Origin of the sequence: Vibrio sp. T13N (genome assembly GCF_032970445.1) — a bacterium.
In the GTDB taxonomy this organism is placed as follows: Bacteria; Pseudomonadota; Gammaproteobacteria; order Enterobacterales; family Vibrionaceae; genus Vibrio; species Vibrio diabolicus.
Genome location: NZ_JAWJYE010000006.1, coordinates 22,587 through 40,417, shown reverse-complemented (window position 1 = coordinate 40,417; position 17,831 = coordinate 22,587). Strand labels below are relative to the sequence as shown.

15 protein-coding genes are annotated in these 17,831 nt (G+C 44.7%); 8 read left to right on the top strand and 7 right to left on the bottom strand.

The window, feature by feature from the left end; genetic code table 11:
* Positions 1–52: 52 nt before the first annotated feature.
* Together R2S67_RS11510 and R2S67_RS11505 are read right to left on the bottom strand one after the other, a co-directional pair.
* Positions 53–1,195, bottom strand: coding sequence for a flavohemoglobin expression-modulating QEGLA motif protein (locus R2S67_RS11510; protein ID WP_258681459.1), 1,143 nt, complete (start codon positions 1,193–1,195; stop codon positions 53–55).
* A gap of 148 nt (positions 1,196–1,343) precedes the next feature.
* Complete coding sequence (locus R2S67_RS11505) at positions 1,344–2,489, bottom strand: Na/Pi symporter (protein WP_031780616.1); 1,146 nt, start codon at positions 2,487–2,489, stop codon at positions 1,344–1,346.
* 386 nt (positions 2,490–2,875) lie between these two features.
* Here R2S67_RS11505 and nhaR point away from each other — a divergent pair, with 386 nt between their 5' ends.
* Positions 2,876–3,766 (top strand): transcriptional activator NhaR, encoded by an 891-nt coding sequence (nhaR, locus tag R2S67_RS11500; protein ID WP_005381942.1) that lies wholly within the window; start codon positions 2,876–2,878, stop codon positions 3,764–3,766.
* 289 nt (positions 3,767–4,055) lie between these two features.
* Entirely contained in the window at positions 4,056–4,358 is a 303-nt protein-coding gene (locus R2S67_RS11495) for an ArsR/SmtB family transcription factor (protein WP_005397309.1), read from the top strand.
* Between the two features lie 306 nt (positions 4,359–4,664).
* Here the strand turns inward: R2S67_RS11495 and rpsT are convergent, their stop codons facing one another.
* Positions 4,665–4,925: a 30S ribosomal protein S20 gene (rpsT, locus tag R2S67_RS11490; protein ID WP_005381938.1), complete on the bottom strand. Its 261-nt coding sequence runs from the start codon at positions 4,923–4,925 to the stop codon at positions 4,665–4,667.
* A 305-nt stretch (positions 4,926–5,230) separates the two neighbouring features.
* Here rpsT and murJ point away from each other — a divergent pair, with 305 nt between their 5' ends.
* The 6 genes from murJ to ispH all read left to right on the top strand — a co-directional run bounded on the left by murJ (position 5,231) and on the right by ispH (position 12,852).
* The gene (gene murJ, locus R2S67_RS11485; RefSeq protein WP_074192056.1) at positions 5,231–6,793 is read left to right on the top strand and encodes a murein biosynthesis integral membrane protein MurJ; all 1,563 of its coding nucleotides are present in this window, start codon (positions 5,231–5,233) and stop codon (positions 6,791–6,793) included.
* Between the two features lie 70 nt (positions 6,794–6,863).
* Positions 6,864–7,799 (top strand): bifunctional riboflavin kinase/FAD synthetase, encoded by a 936-nt coding sequence (gene ribF, locus R2S67_RS11480; RefSeq protein WP_046873948.1) that lies wholly within the window; start codon positions 6,864–6,866, stop codon positions 7,797–7,799.
* A gap of 64 nt (positions 7,800–7,863) precedes the next feature.
* Entirely contained in the window at positions 7,864–10,692 is a 2,829-nt protein-coding gene (ileS, locus tag R2S67_RS11475) for an isoleucine--tRNA ligase (protein ID WP_317344212.1), read from the top strand.
* Between the two features lie 73 nt (positions 10,693–10,765).
* On the top strand, positions 10,766–11,275 hold the full coding sequence (lspA, locus tag R2S67_RS11470; protein WP_005397302.1) for a signal peptidase II: 510 nt from the start codon (positions 10,766–10,768) through the stop codon (positions 11,273–11,275).
* 156 nt (positions 11,276–11,431) lie between these two features.
* The gene (gene fkpB / locus R2S67_RS11465) at positions 11,432–11,863 is read left to right on the top strand and encodes an FKBP-type peptidyl-prolyl cis-trans isomerase (protein WP_012842130.1); all 432 of its coding nucleotides are present in this window, start codon (positions 11,432–11,434) and stop codon (positions 11,861–11,863) included.
* A gap of 23 nt (positions 11,864–11,886) precedes the next feature.
* Positions 11,887–12,852 (top strand): 4-hydroxy-3-methylbut-2-enyl diphosphate reductase, encoded by a 966-nt coding sequence (gene ispH / locus R2S67_RS11460; RefSeq protein ID WP_258681466.1) that lies wholly within the window; start codon positions 11,887–11,889, stop codon positions 12,850–12,852.
* A 46-nt stretch (positions 12,853–12,898) separates the two neighbouring features.
* Here the strand turns inward: ispH and R2S67_RS11455 are convergent, their stop codons facing one another.
* The 4 genes from R2S67_RS11455 to R2S67_RS11440 form a co-directional block, all read right to left on the bottom strand.
* Positions 12,899–13,372: a low molecular weight phosphatase family protein gene (locus R2S67_RS11455; protein WP_124009012.1), complete on the bottom strand. Its 474-nt coding sequence runs from the start codon at positions 13,370–13,372 to the stop codon at positions 12,899–12,901.
* A gap of 71 nt (positions 13,373–13,443) precedes the next feature.
* Complete coding sequence (gene btsR / locus R2S67_RS11450; protein WP_006743107.1) at positions 13,444–14,172, bottom strand: two-component system response regulator BtsR; 729 nt, start codon at positions 14,170–14,172, stop codon at positions 13,444–13,446.
* Positions 14,173–14,203: 31 nt separating this feature from the next.
* A complete protein-coding gene (locus R2S67_RS11445) occupies positions 14,204–15,874 on the bottom strand; it encodes a sensor histidine kinase (RefSeq protein ID WP_046873944.1) in 1,671 nt (556 codons plus the stop codon).
* A 193-nt stretch (positions 15,875–16,067) separates the two neighbouring features.
* A complete protein-coding gene (locus tag R2S67_RS11440) occupies positions 16,068–17,552 on the bottom strand; it encodes a carbon starvation protein A (RefSeq protein WP_258681468.1) in 1,485 nt (494 codons plus the stop codon).
* Positions 17,553–17,831 lie beyond the last annotated feature (279 nt).

Genomic DNA, 17,831 nt, shown 5'->3' with positions numbered 1-17,831 from the left:
TATGAAAAAAGCTCCGAATGGAGCTTTTTTGCTTTTTCGTACTTTGAAGATATTACTTGAGTGCACTGACAATATAGCGGTGAATAGGGTTGGTCTGCTTCGGTGCAGACAGTGCCGGGCTAATAAACTTGGGTTGGGTGAATATTTGTTTGCTCACTAATGAGTGAATAAGCTCAAAATACTTCAGTTCTGTTTTCCCACATAGCAACAATGAAAAGTCATTGCCCAGTTTATCGTAGGCATTGAGCACCTCTCGGAACCCTCTGAGGTACAAGTAATCCTTCGTCAAACCGCCTCCTCGATACACACGAGCAGTCGTTGTAAATGCTTGAAGGTCAGACGTTGTATACTGTTCTTTTAATAGCATGAATGTATGGCGGAAATCGCGATCCTTGATCATCGACTCTACCGCCAGGACTCGTAAGGCTAAGGTTCTTAGGCGTTTGATACTGAAATGTCCTGACAGATATTCACACAATATAGCCAGCCCTTCTTGGGTGTTGGTATTGGCTGGGCACCCTAAGCTCAGGACCTTTAGCGGTTGTTGTCGACCGTTAAGCGTAGTAAGAAGGTGTACACCCATTTCATGATGTGCGAGAGCCTCTAACTCATCGGTCGTGATGTATGCTGCGTGGTTAATTTTGACTCGAGACCCCGAAACGAGTGCGTTTGCTAACATCCCATCCAACACCTGTATTTCACACTCGTATCCATTACGTTGAGCAAAGTTTTGCATGAAGTGTGCTATCGCACGGCTATCATGCTGCGGTTTGCTCTCTTCTTCCGTGGGAAGGTGTAAAATGAAATGGGCGTTGGCAATATCTTTGGCGCTCGGCTCTCCGTAATAGCGCAAGGAGTTATAAAGAAACTCTTGTGTACCGATAGTATTCACTTGATCCAATTTATCTGCGTAAGACTGAATCACATCCGCGTACAGCTTTTGTAATTGGGTGTCTTGAATATTTTCTAAAGGCAGTTCATACAGACGTCGCTTTGCGCTGTGAGTATCTAGATTGGTAGTTGAGTATTGGAAGTTAGGCTCTTGAGAGTATTTGTTCTTAATAAAGCGCTCTCTTTCCTGAGCATAATTGAGAGGATTCACGCTACTGAGGATATCAATATCAGCAACCAGTTGAGTTAGGTTTTCGTCTATTGCGAGTAGCTGATCAGAAATAGTGCCATTAAGCTGCGTCATGTTGTCGACTCCAAATGAGGTAGCCCAGCATAAGTATGCTGGTATGGCTCAAATTATCACCAGACAACGAATTTGAACAGCGTCATTAACGCAAAAAAGGCCCCACAATGTGGAGCCTAAACAATAAGCGATGGTATGTAAGTTATTGTTATGTCGTTAGGGCTAAGATCGCGCCTGGTAAAATAACGAATACAGACATTAGGTAGCCACCGACAACAGCTTTGTTCTTGATAGCCATTTCAGAAATCATCTCAGCGCCTTTCACTGGAATTTCACGTAGGAACGGAATACCAAAGATAAACAGCGTTGCCATGATATTAAATACTAGGTGTACCAGAGCGATTTGAAGCGCGAATACCGCAAACTCACCCGATACGGCTGTTGCTGCTAGTAGCGCCGTAATACAAGTACCAATGTTTGCACCTAGCGTGAATGGGTAAATATCACGAACTTTAAGAACGCCTGTACCCACAAGTGGAACCATCAAGCTAGTTGTTGTTGATGAAGATTGTACCAACACAGTCACGATTGAACCCGATACAATACCGTGAATAGGGCCACGACCAATCGCGTTTTTCAAAATTTCACGTGCGCGGCCAACCATTAGGCTCTTCATTAGCTTACCCATTACCGTAATTGCAACGAAGATTGTCGCAATACCCAAAACGATAAGCATGATGCCACCAACAGTATCACCGAATGTTGAAAGTGGCTCTTTAATTGCACCCACAACTGGTTTTGTTATTGGCTTAATGAAGTTGAAGCCTTTAATGCTCATATCGCCAGTAGCAAGTAGTGGAGAAACAAGCCAATGAGAAACTTTCTCTAAAATGCCGAACATCATTTCCAACGGAAGGAAAATAGCAACAGCAAGTAAGTTGAAGAAGTCGTGAATAGTTGCGCTTGCAAATGCACGTTTGAACTCTTCTTTACAACGTACGTGACCAAGAGAAACAAGCGTATTGGTCACTGTGGTACCAATATTGGCACCCATCACCATCGGAATCGCGGTTTCTACTGGTAAGCCACCTGCAACTAAACCTACAATAATAGACGTTACAGTACTTGAGGACTGAATTAAGGCTGTTGCCACCAAGCCGATCATTAGACCCGCAACAGGGTGAGCGGCAAACTCAAATAGCACCTTAGCTTGATCGCCAGTTGCCCATTTGAAGCCACTACCAACCATAGATACTGCTAGAAGAAGCAGATACAACATGAATGCCAAGTTAGCCCAGCGTAACCAACGAGCAGTGCTCGAAATTGGCGCCACTGTTGAAGTAGCTTGGTTCATCATAATTTTCTCCGTTGACCTTTCAGTTCATTTTTCGGTCTGTAGTTGAAACTGCGGGCGATGTTAGAGAACAAATATTTCAGTAATATTACAGATTTCTTGCTGTGAGTAATTTTTATTGTTCTTTTTGATAGTGGTGTGAGTAGGGAAAAATGAAGGTTTTTAACTGTTTGAATTTAATGAATAAATTTGGCTTTCGTTTTGTGTGGTTATTGCGTTTTCTTTAGAAAGAAAATGCGCCTCAGTTCAACTTTTATGACAGTATTAATTTTATATATTCGGTAAAACTTATGTTTTTGTAATGTATTGTATGGTTTTGTCGAGTTTATTGTTTGTCTCTGTCACATTTGGTATAAAAAGCATCACTTTCTTTTCGGGACTTGATCATGTCACATCTAAACTACAACCATCTATATTATTTCTGGATGGTGTGCAAACAGGGCTCTGTAACTAAAGCGGCCGATGCGCTTTTCCTGACACCGCAAACCGTGACAGGGCAGATTAAAGCGCTTGAAGAACGCATGAAAGGAAAGTTAACCAAACGAAATGGTCGTACAGTTGAGCCAACTGAGTTAGGGCAACTTGTTTTTAAGTACGCCGACCGAATGTTTGGTTTGAGTTATGAGATGTTAGATATCGTCAATTACAGTCAGCACTCGAACATTCTGTTTGAAGTTGGCGTAGCCGATGCGTTATCTAAGCGCTTGGTCAGTAAAGTACTAATGACGACTGTCCCGGAAGATAACAGTATTCATTTACGCTGTTATGAGTCAACCCACGAATTGCTACTTGAACGACTGTCTCAGCACAAGCTGGATATGATCCTCTCGGATTGTCCCGTTGACTCAACTCAAAGCCCTGGCCTTTATAGCAAAAAGCTAGGTGAGAGCAGCATGAGCTTTTTCGCCTCTTCTGAAATTGAAAATGTGCGTTTCCCTGAGATTCTGGAACAGAAAAAGCTTTTGATTCCTGCAAGCCGAACAGCAATGGGGCGTAAGGTTATTCAGTGGTTTGATCGTCAAGGTCTTCAGCCTAATGTGTTGGGAGAATTTGATGATGTCGCGTTGATGAAGGCTTTCGCACGGTACCACGATGATGTGATCTTCTTGGCGCCGACCGTATACATGTCGGAGATTGAGGACGACCGAAATCTACAGCTAATTGGTCATGTCGATGGGTTAAAAGAAGAGTACTACGTGATTTTTGCGGAACGAATGATCCAACACCCAGCGGTAAAAAATGTTTGTGATGCTGATTTCAGTCAAATGTTTGAGTAAACCCGTATCGTTGCGCAAATAAATAGATTACTATCAATAAAAATATAATTCTAAATAATACCTAAGTAACTCAAGATACTTGTTTTAGTGAGCAAAACTATTAATTATTGATGGCGCATCAATTCTCCACTTTGGTGGATAATATTGGTGTATCACTAACAACTAAATTAGAGGTTCTAATAATGAAGACTCTGGAAGTGTATCTTGAKTTWCTTAGATATATAAATCAGTGCAACACAACAAGCTGGCCAGGGTTGGAATAAGTAAGTTGTAGCTAGAGGTCCAACACATGAATCTACAAGAAATGGAGCAGAACTCCGCAAAAGCCGTCGTGTTGCTCAAAGCGATGGCAAACGAGAGACGCCTACAAATCCTTTGTATGCTGCATAACCAAGAGCTGTCCGTGGGAGAGCTGTGTGCAAAGTTAGAGCTAAGCCAGTCGGCATTATCTCAGCATCTTGCTTGGCTTCGCCGTGATGAGCTAGTCACGACAAGGAAAGAAGCACAAACCGTGTACTACACATTAAAGAGTGATGAAGTGAAAGCGTTAATAAAAACACTGCATAGTCTTTATTGTGCTGAAAGCGCTTAGCGTTAATTACATATACCTAATATATCGTTCATTTTAGGCTGTGAATCTAACTCGTTGGAATATTTGAGAGTGGCGTTAAACTTTTGATGGTAGAGTTGCTGCGCATCGACCAATTTGCTTTGTTCTCAAGTGTTTTATTGGTGCTTTCCAGTTTGAGCTTTATAGGGTAAATAAGCAGATGCCTTTGAATAGGCGTGCAGAAAAAAGAAAAGCTGGCATTGCCAGCTTTTTTATTAAGAAAACTTTGTAGATATAAAAAAACCGACACAAGGTCGGTTTTTTCTTCACTGTAAAATCAGGACTCTATTAAAGAGCTTTGATTTGTGCAGCGAAACGAGACTTATGGCGAGCTGCTTTATTCTTGTGAATAAGGCCTTTAGTTGCCATGCGGTCTAGGATAGGTGTAACTACAGCGAATGCAGCAGTTGCAGCTTCTTTGTCGCCTGCTTCGATAGCAGCAACAGTTTTCTTCATGTAAGTACGCATCATTGAGCGACGGCTAGCATTGTGCTGACGACGTTTCTCAGCTTGGATAGCGCGCTTCTTAGCAGATTTACTATTTGCCAAGGGTCTAACTCCCAAAAACTTAGTTCTGTGACAATTTAAGGGCGAGGAATATCCCTCATTTGCGCTTAAATGTCAAATGATTTGTGCAAAAACCGATCTAAGCCAAAACAAATTTTGGTAAGAGAGGTTATCGCGGTTAAGATGGCGGGGATTCTAACAGCATTTTTATACCAATGCTAATAATTATCCGCGAAAGGCACACTTATTCCTTACAACCCGCGGATAGATTTTTGACGTCTATTTACAGCACCTGTCAGAGAAACAGTATAGGGTTAGCTGTCTTATGGTGATATTCCGAGGTTACAGTGAGTAAACGACTACTCAAGTCTGGCATGATCGTCAGTGCTATGACATTTATTTCCCGCGTTCTTGGCCTAGTTCGTGATGTTGTAGTGGCAAATTTAATGGGGGCAGGAGCAAGCGCAGACGTCTTTTTCTTCGCCAATAAAATTCCTAATTTTTTACGACGTTTGTTTGCTGAAGGTGCTTTTTCCCAAGCGTTTGTACCTGTTTTAACGGAAAGCCATGCTCAAGGCGACATGGATAAAACTCGGGAGCTCATTGCTCGCGCGGCGGGTACGTTAGGGGTGATAGTCTCGATTGTTACCATTTTAGGTGTCCTAGGCTCCGGCGTGGTCACTGCTGTGTTTGGTTTTGGTTGGTTCCTTGACTGGATGCATGGTGGCCCGGCTGCAGCAAAGTTTGAGCTTGCTAGCGTGATGCTCAAAATCACCTTTCCCTATTTATGGTTCATTACCTTTGTCGCTCTATCGGGCGCTATCCTCAATACATTAGGTAAATTTGCTGTCTCCTCCTTTACCCCTGTTTTCCTCAATGTGATGATTATTTTGGCGGCGTGGTTTATCTCGCCGCAAATGGAAATGCCAGAAATAGGGCTTTCCATTGGTGTTTTCTTAGGTGGTTTGGTCCAGTTCTTATTCCAAATTCCCTTCCTTATTAAAGCAGGCGTCATGGTTAAGCCAAAATGGGGCTGGCGCGATCCGGGTGTAGTGAAAATCCGCACTTTGATGATCCCCGCTTTATTTGGTGTATCGGTCAGTCAGATTAACCTGTTGTTTGATACGTTCATCGCCAGTTTTTTGCAAACCGGTTCGATTAGCTGGCTATATTACTCAGACCGCTTATTGGAATTTCCTTTAGGTCTGTTTGGTATTGCGATTGCGACTGTGATTTTACCCGCGCTTTCACGTAAACACGTTGACGCACAAAGTGAAGGCTTCGCGCAAACCATGGATTGGGGGGTGCGCATGGTGATCTTGCTTGGCCTTCCTGCAATGCTTGGTCTGATGGTACTGGCAAAACCTATGCTGATGGTTCTGTTTATGCGAGGTGAATTTTCTCCTCAAGACGTACATCAAGCATCATTGTCGCTTTTTGCCTACGCTTCAGGTTTGTTGAACTTCATGCTGATTAAGGTGCTCGCGCCAGGTTATTACTCGCGTCAAGATACTAAAACGCCAGTAAAGTACGGCATCATTGCGATGGTGACCAACATGGTATTTAACGCAATTTTTGCGTACTTTTATGGTTACGTTGGTTTGGCTATCGCGACGGCACTTTCGGCGTTTGTGAATATGGCATTGCTGTATCGTGGTCTACATATCGCAGGGGTATACCAAATCACCAAACGAACCGTCTTCTTTATTATACGTTTGGTTATTGCAGGTGCGGCGATGGTGGCTGCGATCTTATGGCAATTGGAAGACATGTCAGTGTGGCTCGATTGGAGCTTTGCTCACCGCAGCGGTGTACTAGGAATGTTGATCGCTCTAGGAGCCGTGGTTTACCTAGTGGTTCTATTTTTAACTGGTGCACGCTTAAAAGACCTAAAAGCTGGGACAGACTAAGGGTGATTAGTATATAATCCGTCAGTTTCACACAGTGTAAAGTAAAAACAGAGGCAGAAAGCAGTATCCAATGGAACTGATTAGAGGCATTCACAATATCACCCCGCGACATCATGGTTGCGTGCTGACTATTGGCAATTTCGATGGTGTCCATAAAGGCCATCAACAAGTATTGCAGCAAGTGTCTGAGCAAGCGGACAGGCTATCATTGCCTTCTGTTGTGATGACCTTTGAACCTCAGCCGATGGAGCTGTTTGCCAAAGATAAGGCACCTGCACGGTTGACGCGATTACGCGATAAGTTCGTGCAATTGAGTAAGCTCGATATTGATCGCTTGCTCTGCGTCAATTTCAATCGTCATTTTGCAAGTTTAACCGCGGAAGAATTTATCCGTGACTTGTTGGTCGAGCGTTTGGGTGTTAAGTTTCTTGTCGTTGGTGATGATTTCTGCTTTGGCAAAGGCCGTACAGGTAACTTTGCAATGCTGCAGGAAGCGGGGGAAAAGTACGGTTTTGATGTCGTGAGTACCCAGAGCTTTTGTTTACAACAATTACGTGTCAGCAGTACGGCTATCCGTCAAGCGCTGGCGCGTGACGATTTGCATTCCGCGCAACAGATGCTGGGAAGAAACTACAGCATCAGCGGTCGTGTTTCTCACGGAAGAAAGCTGGGAAGAACGATAGGTTTTCCTACTGCGAATATTCCTTTGAAACGCTGTGTTTCTCCGGTCTCCGGAGTCTATGTTGTTCAAGCGCTTGGCTTAGGAAATAAGCCAATTGGTGGTGTCGCTAATATTGGTCAAAGACCGACTGTCAATGGCGTTCGCCAGCAGTTAGAAGTACACTTATTCGACTTTCATGCCAATTTATATGGCAAGCAACTAGAAGTGGAACTTTTGCATAAACTTCGAGATGAGCAAAAGTTTGAGTCGTTTGAAGCACTTAAACAACAAATCGAATTGGATGCTGAAGCAGCAAGGGTGTGGCTGCGTCAGCTTAAGCGTTGAGCGGTTTATTCCACCGTTCAACATAATGTCTAATTTTCGCCCAATATAACGGAATTAAGAATCGATGAGTGAGTATAAAGATACCCTGAACTTACCTGAAACAGGGTTTCCAATGCGCGGCAATCTGGCCAATCGTGAGCCAGAAATGCTTAAGCGTTGGTACAAAGAAGATCTTTACGGTGAAATCCGTAAAGCTAAGAAAGGCAAAAAGTCATTCGTATTGCACGATGGCCCTCCTTACGCAAATGGTGACATTCATATTGGTCACGCACTAAACAAGATTCTTAAAGACATTATTATTAAATCCAAAACACTTTCAGGTTTTGACGCACCTTACATTCCTGGTTGGGACTGCCACGGTCTACCTATTGAATTAATGGTAGAGAAAAAAGTAGGCAAGCCAGGCCAAAAAGTGACGGCAGCAGAATTCCGCGAGAAATGTCGCGAATACGCTGCAGGTCAGGTTGAAGGTCAGAAAGAGAGCTTCAAACGCCTTGGTATCATGGGTGAGTGGGACAAGCCATACCGCACTATGGATTTCGCAACTGAAGCGAACATTATTCGTGCTCTTGGTAAGATCGCAAGTAATGGTCACCTGCTAAAAGGTTTCAAACCTGTTCACTGGTGTACAGACTGTGGTTCTGCTCTTGCTGAAGCGGAAGTAGAATACAAAGATAAAGTATCGCCATCTATCGACGTTCGTTTTAAAGCGGCTGACGAAGCGGCACTGTTGTCTAAGTTTGAGCTGACTGAAGGTCATGAAGGTAAAGGCGATATCTCTATTGTCATCTGGACGACAACTCCTTGGACGCTTCCCGCGAACCGTGCTGTGTGTCTACGTGATGACCTTGAGTATGTACTTATCCAAGTCGAAGGCGAGCAACCTGAACGTATCATCGTTGCAGCTGAACTAGCGAAAGACGTTATGGACCGTGCGGGTATCGAGCACTTCCACAACCTTGGCTTTGCTAAAGGTGCGGAGCTTGAGCTTTCTCAATTCCAACACCCATTCTACGATTTCACTGTACCGGCGATCCTGGGTGATCACGTTACGACTGATTCAGGTACTGGCGTTGTTCACACTGCACCTGGTCACGGTCAAGAAGACTTTGCGGTTGGTAACAAGTACAACCTAGAAGTAGCGAACCCAGTTGGCTCAAACGGTGTTTACCTTCCAGACACTGAGCTATTTGCTGGTCAGCACGTATTTAAAGCGAACGATGCAGTAGTAGAAGTACTAAAAGAAAAAGGTGCACTACTACACCACCACGCTTACGAGCACAGCTACCCACACTGTTGGCGTCATAAGACTCCAATCATCTTCCGTGCTACACCTCAATGGTTCGTTTCTATGGACCAAGCTGGCCTACGTGCTAAAGCATTAGAGTCAATCAAGAACGTAGAGTGGATGCCTGAGTGGGGTCAAAGCCGCATCGAAGGTATGATCGAAGGTCGCCCTGAGTGGTGTATCTCTCGTCAACGTACTTGGGGTGTGCCAATTGCTCTGTTTGTTCATAAAGAAACAGCAGAACTTCATCCAAACACGCTAGAGCTGATCGAGAAGGTTGCTCTGTTGGTTGAAGAGAAAGGTATTCAAGCGTGGTGGGATGTTGATTCAGCTGAGCTACTAGGTGACGAAGCAGACCAGTACGAAAAAGTACTAGATACGCTAGACGTATGGTTCGATTCAGGTGTGACTCACTTCTCTGTTGTTGATGCTCGTGAAGAGTACAACGGTAATAGTGCAGACCTATACCTAGAAGGTTCTGACCAACACCGTGGTTGGTTCCAGTCTTCTCTAATTTCATCTATCGCGATGAAAGACGAAGCGCCTTACAAACAAGTACTGACACACGGTTTCGTGGTTGATGGTCAGGGTCGTAAGATGTCTAAATCTATCGGTAACGTGGTTGCGCCAAAAGACGTAACTAACAAGCTAGGTGCTGACATTCTTCGTCTATGGGTTGCTTCAACAGACTACACTGGTGAAGTTGCGGTTTCGGATGAAATCCTAAAACGTAGCGCAGATGCTTACCGTCGTATCCGTAACACAGCGCGTTTCTTCCTTGCTAACCTAAGCGGCTTCAACCCTGAAACAGACATCGTTCCTGTTGAAGAGATGGTTGCGCTAGATCGCTGGGCAGTTGGTCGTGCGCTAGCAGCACAAGAAGAGATTGTTAAAGCATACGAAGAGTACAACACACACGGTGTGACTCAGCGTCTAATGCAATTCTGTTCGATCGAAATGGGCTCTTTCTACCTAGACGTAATTAAAGACCGTCAGTACACAGCAAAACGTGGCGGCAACGCTCAACGTAGCTGTCAGACTGCACTTTACTACATCGTAGAAGCGCTAGTTCGTTGGATGGCGCCTATCATGTCGTTCACTGCCGATGAAATCTGGAACGAAATGCCAGGTCAGCGCGACAAGTTCGTATTCACTGGTGAGTGGTTCGACGGTTTATTCGGCCTTGCTGAAGGTGAAGAGCTGAACAATGAATTCTGGGCTGAGATCCAAGCGGTTCGTGGTGCAGTAAACAAACTTCTAGAAGATGCGCGTAAAGAGAAAACCATCGGTGGTGCACTACAAGCTGAAGTGACTCTATTTGCTGATGACGCTTTAGCGGCGAAGATCAACAAACTTGAAGATGAACTGCGCTTTGTTCTACTAACCTCTGCGGCGAAAGTTAAGCCTCTAGGTGAGAAGACTGATGCAGCACAAGCCACGGATATCGAAGGCTTGTTTGTTGAAGTAGCAGCAGCTGAAGGCGAGAAGTGTGATCGTTGTTGGCACCACACGCCAGACGTAGGCACAATTGAAGGTCACGAGAAAATCTGTGGTCGTTGTGTGTCTAACGTAGAAGGCGAAGGTGAAGTACGTAAATTCGCGTAATTACCTAGAACGACTGAACTTTTTTTAAAATTAACAGCCCCAGTATTTACTGGGGCTGTTTGTAGGTAAAGTAATGAGTGAAAAAGCACTGTCTTTAAAGCAATCTGGTATTCGCTGGTTATGGTTAGCGGTGGTTATCTTTTTAGCTGATATTGGCATTAAGTATGTTGTAATGAACAACATGGGATATGGCTGGGCAAACCGCATAGAAATTTTGCCATTCTTTAATCTTTTGTACGTGCATAACTATGGTGCTGCTTTTAGCTTTTTGAGTGATCAAGCGGGCTGGCAACGTTGGTTATTTACAGGTATTGCTTTTATCGTTACAGGTCTTTTGACTTACTGGATGAGCAAACTACCAGCGAAAGAGAAATGGAATAATATTGCTTATGCCATGATTATTGGTGGCGCAGTAGGCAACGTATTCGACCGAGTAATACATGGGTTTGTCGTGGATTATTTGGACTTTTTCTGGGGTAATTATCACTGGCCAGCGTTCAACCTTGCAGACATGGCGATCTGTATTGGTGCCGCGATGATTATTCTTGACGGCTTTCGAAAGAAAGACGAGGCGAAAGCCTAAGTAGTGGCAGTGTATATTGCGAAAAGTTGAATAACCCTAAGCGTCGCCCGTTGATTCGAGCGACGCTTTTTATTATGTTGGAGCGCCAATCAGCATATCAATGTATAAAAAGACCAAGCTGACAGCGTAATAACCCAAGAACAAGGAAGCAGTAACGTGACAACAATAACCAATGAATCTGTAGTAACCCTTCACTTTACGATTAAAATGAAAGATGGATCGGTTGCGGATAGTACTCATAACATGGGTAAACCAGCGAAATTTGTTATGGGTGATGGCAGCTTGAGTGAAAACTTTGAGCAGTGCTTGATAGGCCTCGAAACAGGCGCACAAAAAGCGATTGAGCTAAAAGCAGAAGACGCGTTTGGCATGCCAAACCCAGACCATGTACACCATATGGATCGCACTAAGTTTGTAGGTGATGCAGAAGTAGAAGTGGGTACAATCATGGCGTTCAGTGGTCCTGATGGTATGGAAATCCCGGGCATTATTACAGAGATTGCTGGCGATTCAGTCACTGTGGACTTCAACCATCCTCTAGCGGGACAAGACGTGACTTTCGAAGTTGAAATTTTGTCAGTAGAATAGCGAACCCAATAAAGATAATTTCCATGAGCAATGAAATGAAAATCCTATTAGCTAACCCACGCGGCTTTTGTGCTGGTGTAGACCGTGCGATTAGCATCGTAGAGCGTGCGCTAGAGATGTATCAGCCACCGATTTATGTTCGTCATGAGGTGGTGCATAACCGTTTTGTGGTTGAAGGGCTAAAACAACGTGGCGCTGTCTTCGTTGAAGAGCTGCATGAAGTGCCAGACAACAACATTGTGATTTTTTCTGCTCATGGTGTATCGCAGGCGGTTCGTCAGGAAGCCAAGCAGCGAGATTTGACGGTATTTGACGCGACGTGCCCGTTGGTAACCAAAGTGCATATGGAAGTAGCGCGAGCAAGCCGCCGCAATATGGAAGTGGTTCTGATTGGTCACGCAGGTCACCCTGAAGTGGAAGGCACAATGGGGCAGTACGCGAGTGAAACCGGTGGTATGTACTTGGTTGAAACCCCGGCCGATGTTGAGAAACTGAAGTCGATTGTGAAAGATCCATCTGATCTTCATTACGTAAGCCAAACGACTCTTTCTGTAGATGAAACTGCCGATGTTATCGAAGAGCTACGTCGCGTCTTCCCAGATATCCAAGGACCACGTAAAGACGATATCTGTTACGCGACACAAAATCGCCAAGATGCTGTACGTGAATTAGCGGGTGACGTAGATGTGATGGTTGTTGTGGGATCTAAAAACTCATCAAACTCTACACGTCTTAAAGAGCTAGCTGAAAAGCTAGGGACACCAGGCTACTTAACCGACTGTCCGGAAGATATCAAACCTGAATGGTTCGAAGGCAAAATAAAGGTAGGCGTGACTGCGGGGGCATCTGCTCCGGAAGAGCTCGTTAATCAGATTCTAGAGCGAATCAAAGAACTCGTCGGTGCCGAAGCGGTCGATGAAGTACTTGGTCGTGAAGAGAATATGTTCTTTGAAGTACCCAAAGAACTGCAAATCAAGCAAGTGGATTAATCTCCTTTTATCGAATATTCAAAAGGCGACCAGTGGGTCGCCTTTTTTACATCTCTCTCAGTTCATTTAGGTAATCACGAATTTGGTCTTTCCCTAGGCCATCGATAATCATATCGGACATCTTCGTGATTCTTCGCTCAAGCGACTGAGCAACCCTTTCGCAATGTGCGTACACCTCTTCATCAGAACCTTCAGTTGGAAAGGCATCGACTTGCCAGTTTACTCGAACGCCACCCGCAAGCCACTGAGGAGCTGCCTCTTGATGTAAAGAGTCACAGAGAATAATCACGATGTCAGGAAGAAACTGAGTTCGCTCTTCCCATGAGTGGGTGTGGATATGTGGAATGGGAAGTTGGTGGTCATCTAAATATTTTTGCACCACCGGGTGAACTTTGCCTGTGGGATGAGACCCACCGCTGGCGACACTAAAATCTGCTGGCAGGATATGGGTTGCGATCGACTCAGCGAGCACACTTCGTCCAGCATTGTGCTTACATATGAACAAAACTTTATACATCATCGCCTCGTCTTTTCGGAGCGTCTTATTTATACGCTAGCGGAAACTCAGCGGTGATGTGTGAACTTTTTGTGTTAGTGGCTAATGCCCAGCATCTCTTTGAGCACTTTAAGGTAGCGGCGGCTTACTGGTATCTCAAAGCCAGTTTTGGTGATGATTTCTGCTAATCCGTTTTCGAGTAATTTGATTTCGCTGATGGCCTTAATGCTGACTAAGTATTGGCGATGACAGCGTACCAGTGGGGTTTTCTCTTCTAGCGTTTTTAATGTCAGTTGAGTGCTCGCGGCTTGGCTGGTGGAGCGTACATGCACGCCGCTGATGTCACTGTATGCACATTCTACCGTGTCGGTGGCCATGATAACGATACGGTTGTGCCCGATGCACGGAATCTGATCTAAAGTATCGGGCGTAATAGCAGACAGCTGTTGAGTTAGGGCGGATTGACTAATGACTTTATTTAGCCGTTTGACCGTTTTGGTTAAACGGCATGGGTCGACAGGTTTGAGCAAGTAATCAAAGGCATTGTCTTCAAATGCTTGAATTGCATACTGGTCGTAAGCCGTGACAAAAACCACATAAGGCATGGTTTCTGGATCAAGCATTCCAAGTAGTTCAATCCCAGTAACTTGAGGCATTTGGATATCGAGAAACACCACATCAGGTTTGAGCTCATTGATTTTTTTTAGACCAAGGATCGCGTTTGAGGCATTGCCCACCACTTCAACTTGGCCTGTTTCATCCAATAACTCTGTCAGCTCTTCACGAGCAAACTGTTCATCATCAATGACGAGTGCGGTTAACATCCAACATTACCTTTATTGCTTCAGAGTGCTTTTATGATTTTGGGGGAATGATAAAGCTCATTTTAGTAAATTGATGTGGCTCGCACGTAATTTTTAGCGATGCATCACGCCCAAATTGATTAGTGAGACGTTTGTCGACAATTTCTAAACCTAGCCCGGAGTGGTTTTCTTTTGGCGGTTCAAAACTGCCTGCATTGTCTTCGACGGTAATCAAATGACCTTGTGGGTGTGCTTCGCTGTATATATGAACTTTACCACCTTCAAGCATGTTTGAAATGCCGTGCTTAATGGCATTCTCAACCAAAGGCTGGAGTGTAAAGCTTGGCAATTTGATGTCCAGCAATTCAGGCTGAATATCGATTTCAACCTCTAAGCGGTCCGTAAAGCGGGCTTTCTCGATGCTCAAGTAAGAGTTCACATGTGCTAGCTCTTCTTTTAGCGTCACGGTATTAATGTTTTGCTTTAAATTGCTACGGAAAAAGTGCGATAAATTTTGGATCAACTCACGTGCTTTATCAGGATCACGACGAGTAATCGCACTAATGGTATTGAGTGCATTAAACAAAAAGTGTGGATTCACCTGAGCGTGAAGCAGTTTGATTTCTGCTTGAGCGAGTAAGGCTTGTTGTTGTTGGTAGTCGCCATACAAGATTTGGCTAGAGAGAAGCTGAGCTATCCCTTCCGCCATTGACATGTTGGCCGTGGAGAACAATTTACGCTTCGGTTCATACAGCTTAATGGTACCAATGACCTCTTTTCCCGCACGTAGTGGGATGATCAGCGCGGAGCCAAGTTTGCAGTCTTTTGCGATGGAACATTGGTATGGACGCTCTGCGCCATCAAGATAAATGATGTCGTTTTTCTCCATGGAATCCAATGTGCTTTGCGATGAAATCGGCGTGTTCGGTTTATGGTGATCATCGCCAATGCCCACAAACGCTAAGATTTTTTCTTGGTCGGTAATCGCGACAGCGCCCACTTTGGTTTCTTCGTAAATAATACGTGCGATTTTCTCTGCATTTTCGGTGTTGAAGCCGTTGCTTAGAATTCCCACTGAGCGATCAGCAATGGTGAGTGCTCGACGCGAAAACGTCGCAGAAAACTTTTCAAAGATCGCTTTTCTGTCTTGCAGGATACTCATGAACAATGCCGCACCAAATGAGTTCGCGATGATCATCGGTGCTGCAATGGCAGACACCAGCTCATAGGCTTGATCAAAAGGTTTCGCGACGGCGAGCAGCAAAATCATTTGCACCACTTCTGCAACAAACGTGACGCTGAATACAACGCTTGGATTAAACAGCAATGCGCCTTTATTTCGCTTGATAAGATAAACGTGGAGCAAGCCACCAATTACGCCCTCGGCGGTGGTTGAAATTGCGCAGGCTAGGTCAGTAAAGCCACCAAGAGAGTATCGATGGATGCCACCAGTAAATCCGACGGCGAAACCTACAACAGGTCCACCAAACAGCCCGCCCATAACAGCGCCGATCGCACGAGTATTGGCAATAGCATCGTTGATGTGCAGACCGAAATAGGTGCCGAGAATACAAAAGCCAGAGAAGAGTACGTAACAAATTAGGCGGTGGCTTAAGCGCGAAGAAATACTCAGCAAAGGTAAGATGATTGGCGTTTTACTTAGCATGTAAGCCAAAACTAAGTACACACACATCTGTTGTAAAAGGGAGATGACCAGTTCCATAGTGAACCTAACCTAGAATCAATGTTGTTATTGTATACCTAAGTCACCTCAAGATACTTGGCTCAGATAAATAAAGACACCTAAATACATGGCGCTGCGCTCCGAGTTCTGAATCTTAAAGTGACTTGGGTATAAAACAAAAAGAGCCTGCAATTGGCAGGCTCTTATCTTAGTCACTCGGATGTGACGAGTATTACGCTGTTTCTGATACGGCTTGTGGTTTCTCTTCGTCAGCCAGTTCAGTTTCACCTTTACCCTTAGAGATTTTGATAACGTAACCAGTCACAGCTAGGGCAAACACAATACCGACGATAGTTGATAGTTGCATTGGCAGGCCAAAACCTAGCGAGCTGTTGTTTAAGATGAACGTGACACATACCGTGGTCATGAAGATAGCAGGGATAGTGGTAATCCAGTGCAGCTTGTTGTGACGTAGTAGGTAAGCGGACGCAGTCCAAAGCATCATTACTGCTGTTGTTTGGTTAGCAAAACCGAAGTAGCGCCAGATAATGCCGAAGTCTACTTGAGTTAAGATACCGCCGATAACGAACAGTGGAAGTGCCATCAGTAGTCGGTTACGTAGCGTCTTTTGTTCCATGTTGAAGTATTCAGCAAGGATCAGACGGCTTGAACGGAACGCTGTATCGCCAGACGTAATTGGTAGGATAACCACACCTAGGAACGCAAGGATACCACCGAACACACCAAGCAGACCAAATGATGCGCTGTATACCACGTTACCAGGGCCACCGTTTTTCACAGCTTCTGATAGTGCGTCTAGAGAGCCGAAGAAAGACAGAGCGATAGCACACCAGATTAGCGCGATAACACCTTCACCAATCATTGCTCCGTAGAAGACGAAACGACCATTTTTCTCGTTTTCCATACAACGCGCCATCAGTGGAGACTGAGTCGCGTGGAAGCCAGAGATCGCGCCACATGCGATAGTGATGAACAGTGCTGGCCATAGTGGCATATCATTTGGGTTAAGGTTCGAGAACATGTCTGAAACTTGGAAGTCACCCATTACTGTGTGTTCGCTAGAAAACGCAACGGCTGTCATTAGACCAACAGACATAAAGATGAGTAGAGCGCCAAACAGTGGGTAGAAGCGGCCAATGATTTTATCGACAGGAACAATCGTCGCAATGATGTAGTAAGCGAAGATAGCGATAACCATAGTCGTCATGCTTACGCTCAAGCTTGTTTGATCATTGATGAGGTTAGTAATCATGCCTGCAGGAGCAGAAACGAACACTACGCCAACAAGAAGCAGTAGGACAATGGCAAAAATATTCATAAAGTGTTTTGCGCCATTACCTAGGTAGCGACCTGTGATAGTAGGTACAGATGCGCCGCCGTTACGCACTGAAAGCATGCCAGAGAAGTAATCGTGTACTGCGCCAGCAAAAATACAACCGACAACAATCCAAAGCATTGCCGCTGGACCGTATAGTGCACCCATGATTGGGCCGAAAATTGGACCAACACCAGCGATGTTAAGTAGCTGAACTAGATAAACTTTCTTTGTTGACATTGGAACGAAGTCAACACCGTCCGATTTGGTGTGAGCAGGCGTTTGGCGTTTTTCATTGATGCCGAAAATCTTCTCGACGAAAGCGCCGTAGATGAAGTATCCGCCGATTAGGGCTGCGACACAGGTTAGAAACCACATCATAGCAATTGTCCTTGGTCTTAGTTGGGTAGGGTAATTTTTTAATCTCAGGATGCATGTTATGCGTCACTAGTGTTAAATGCATTCGGTTAGTAGATGAGTGGTCGAATAGAGCACTGAGTGGTCGATATACTGCTTGAGCGGTTTTTAAAAATGGCGAACGGTTGATTGCAGTAGTGAGCGGTTGATTCGAGGCGTCAGTGGTTTAATCTGCAAGCTAAGCGGCAAACGCCAATAATTAGTGGTAAGCTTATTTTTGAAAACAATTACTTAAGGAAGAAC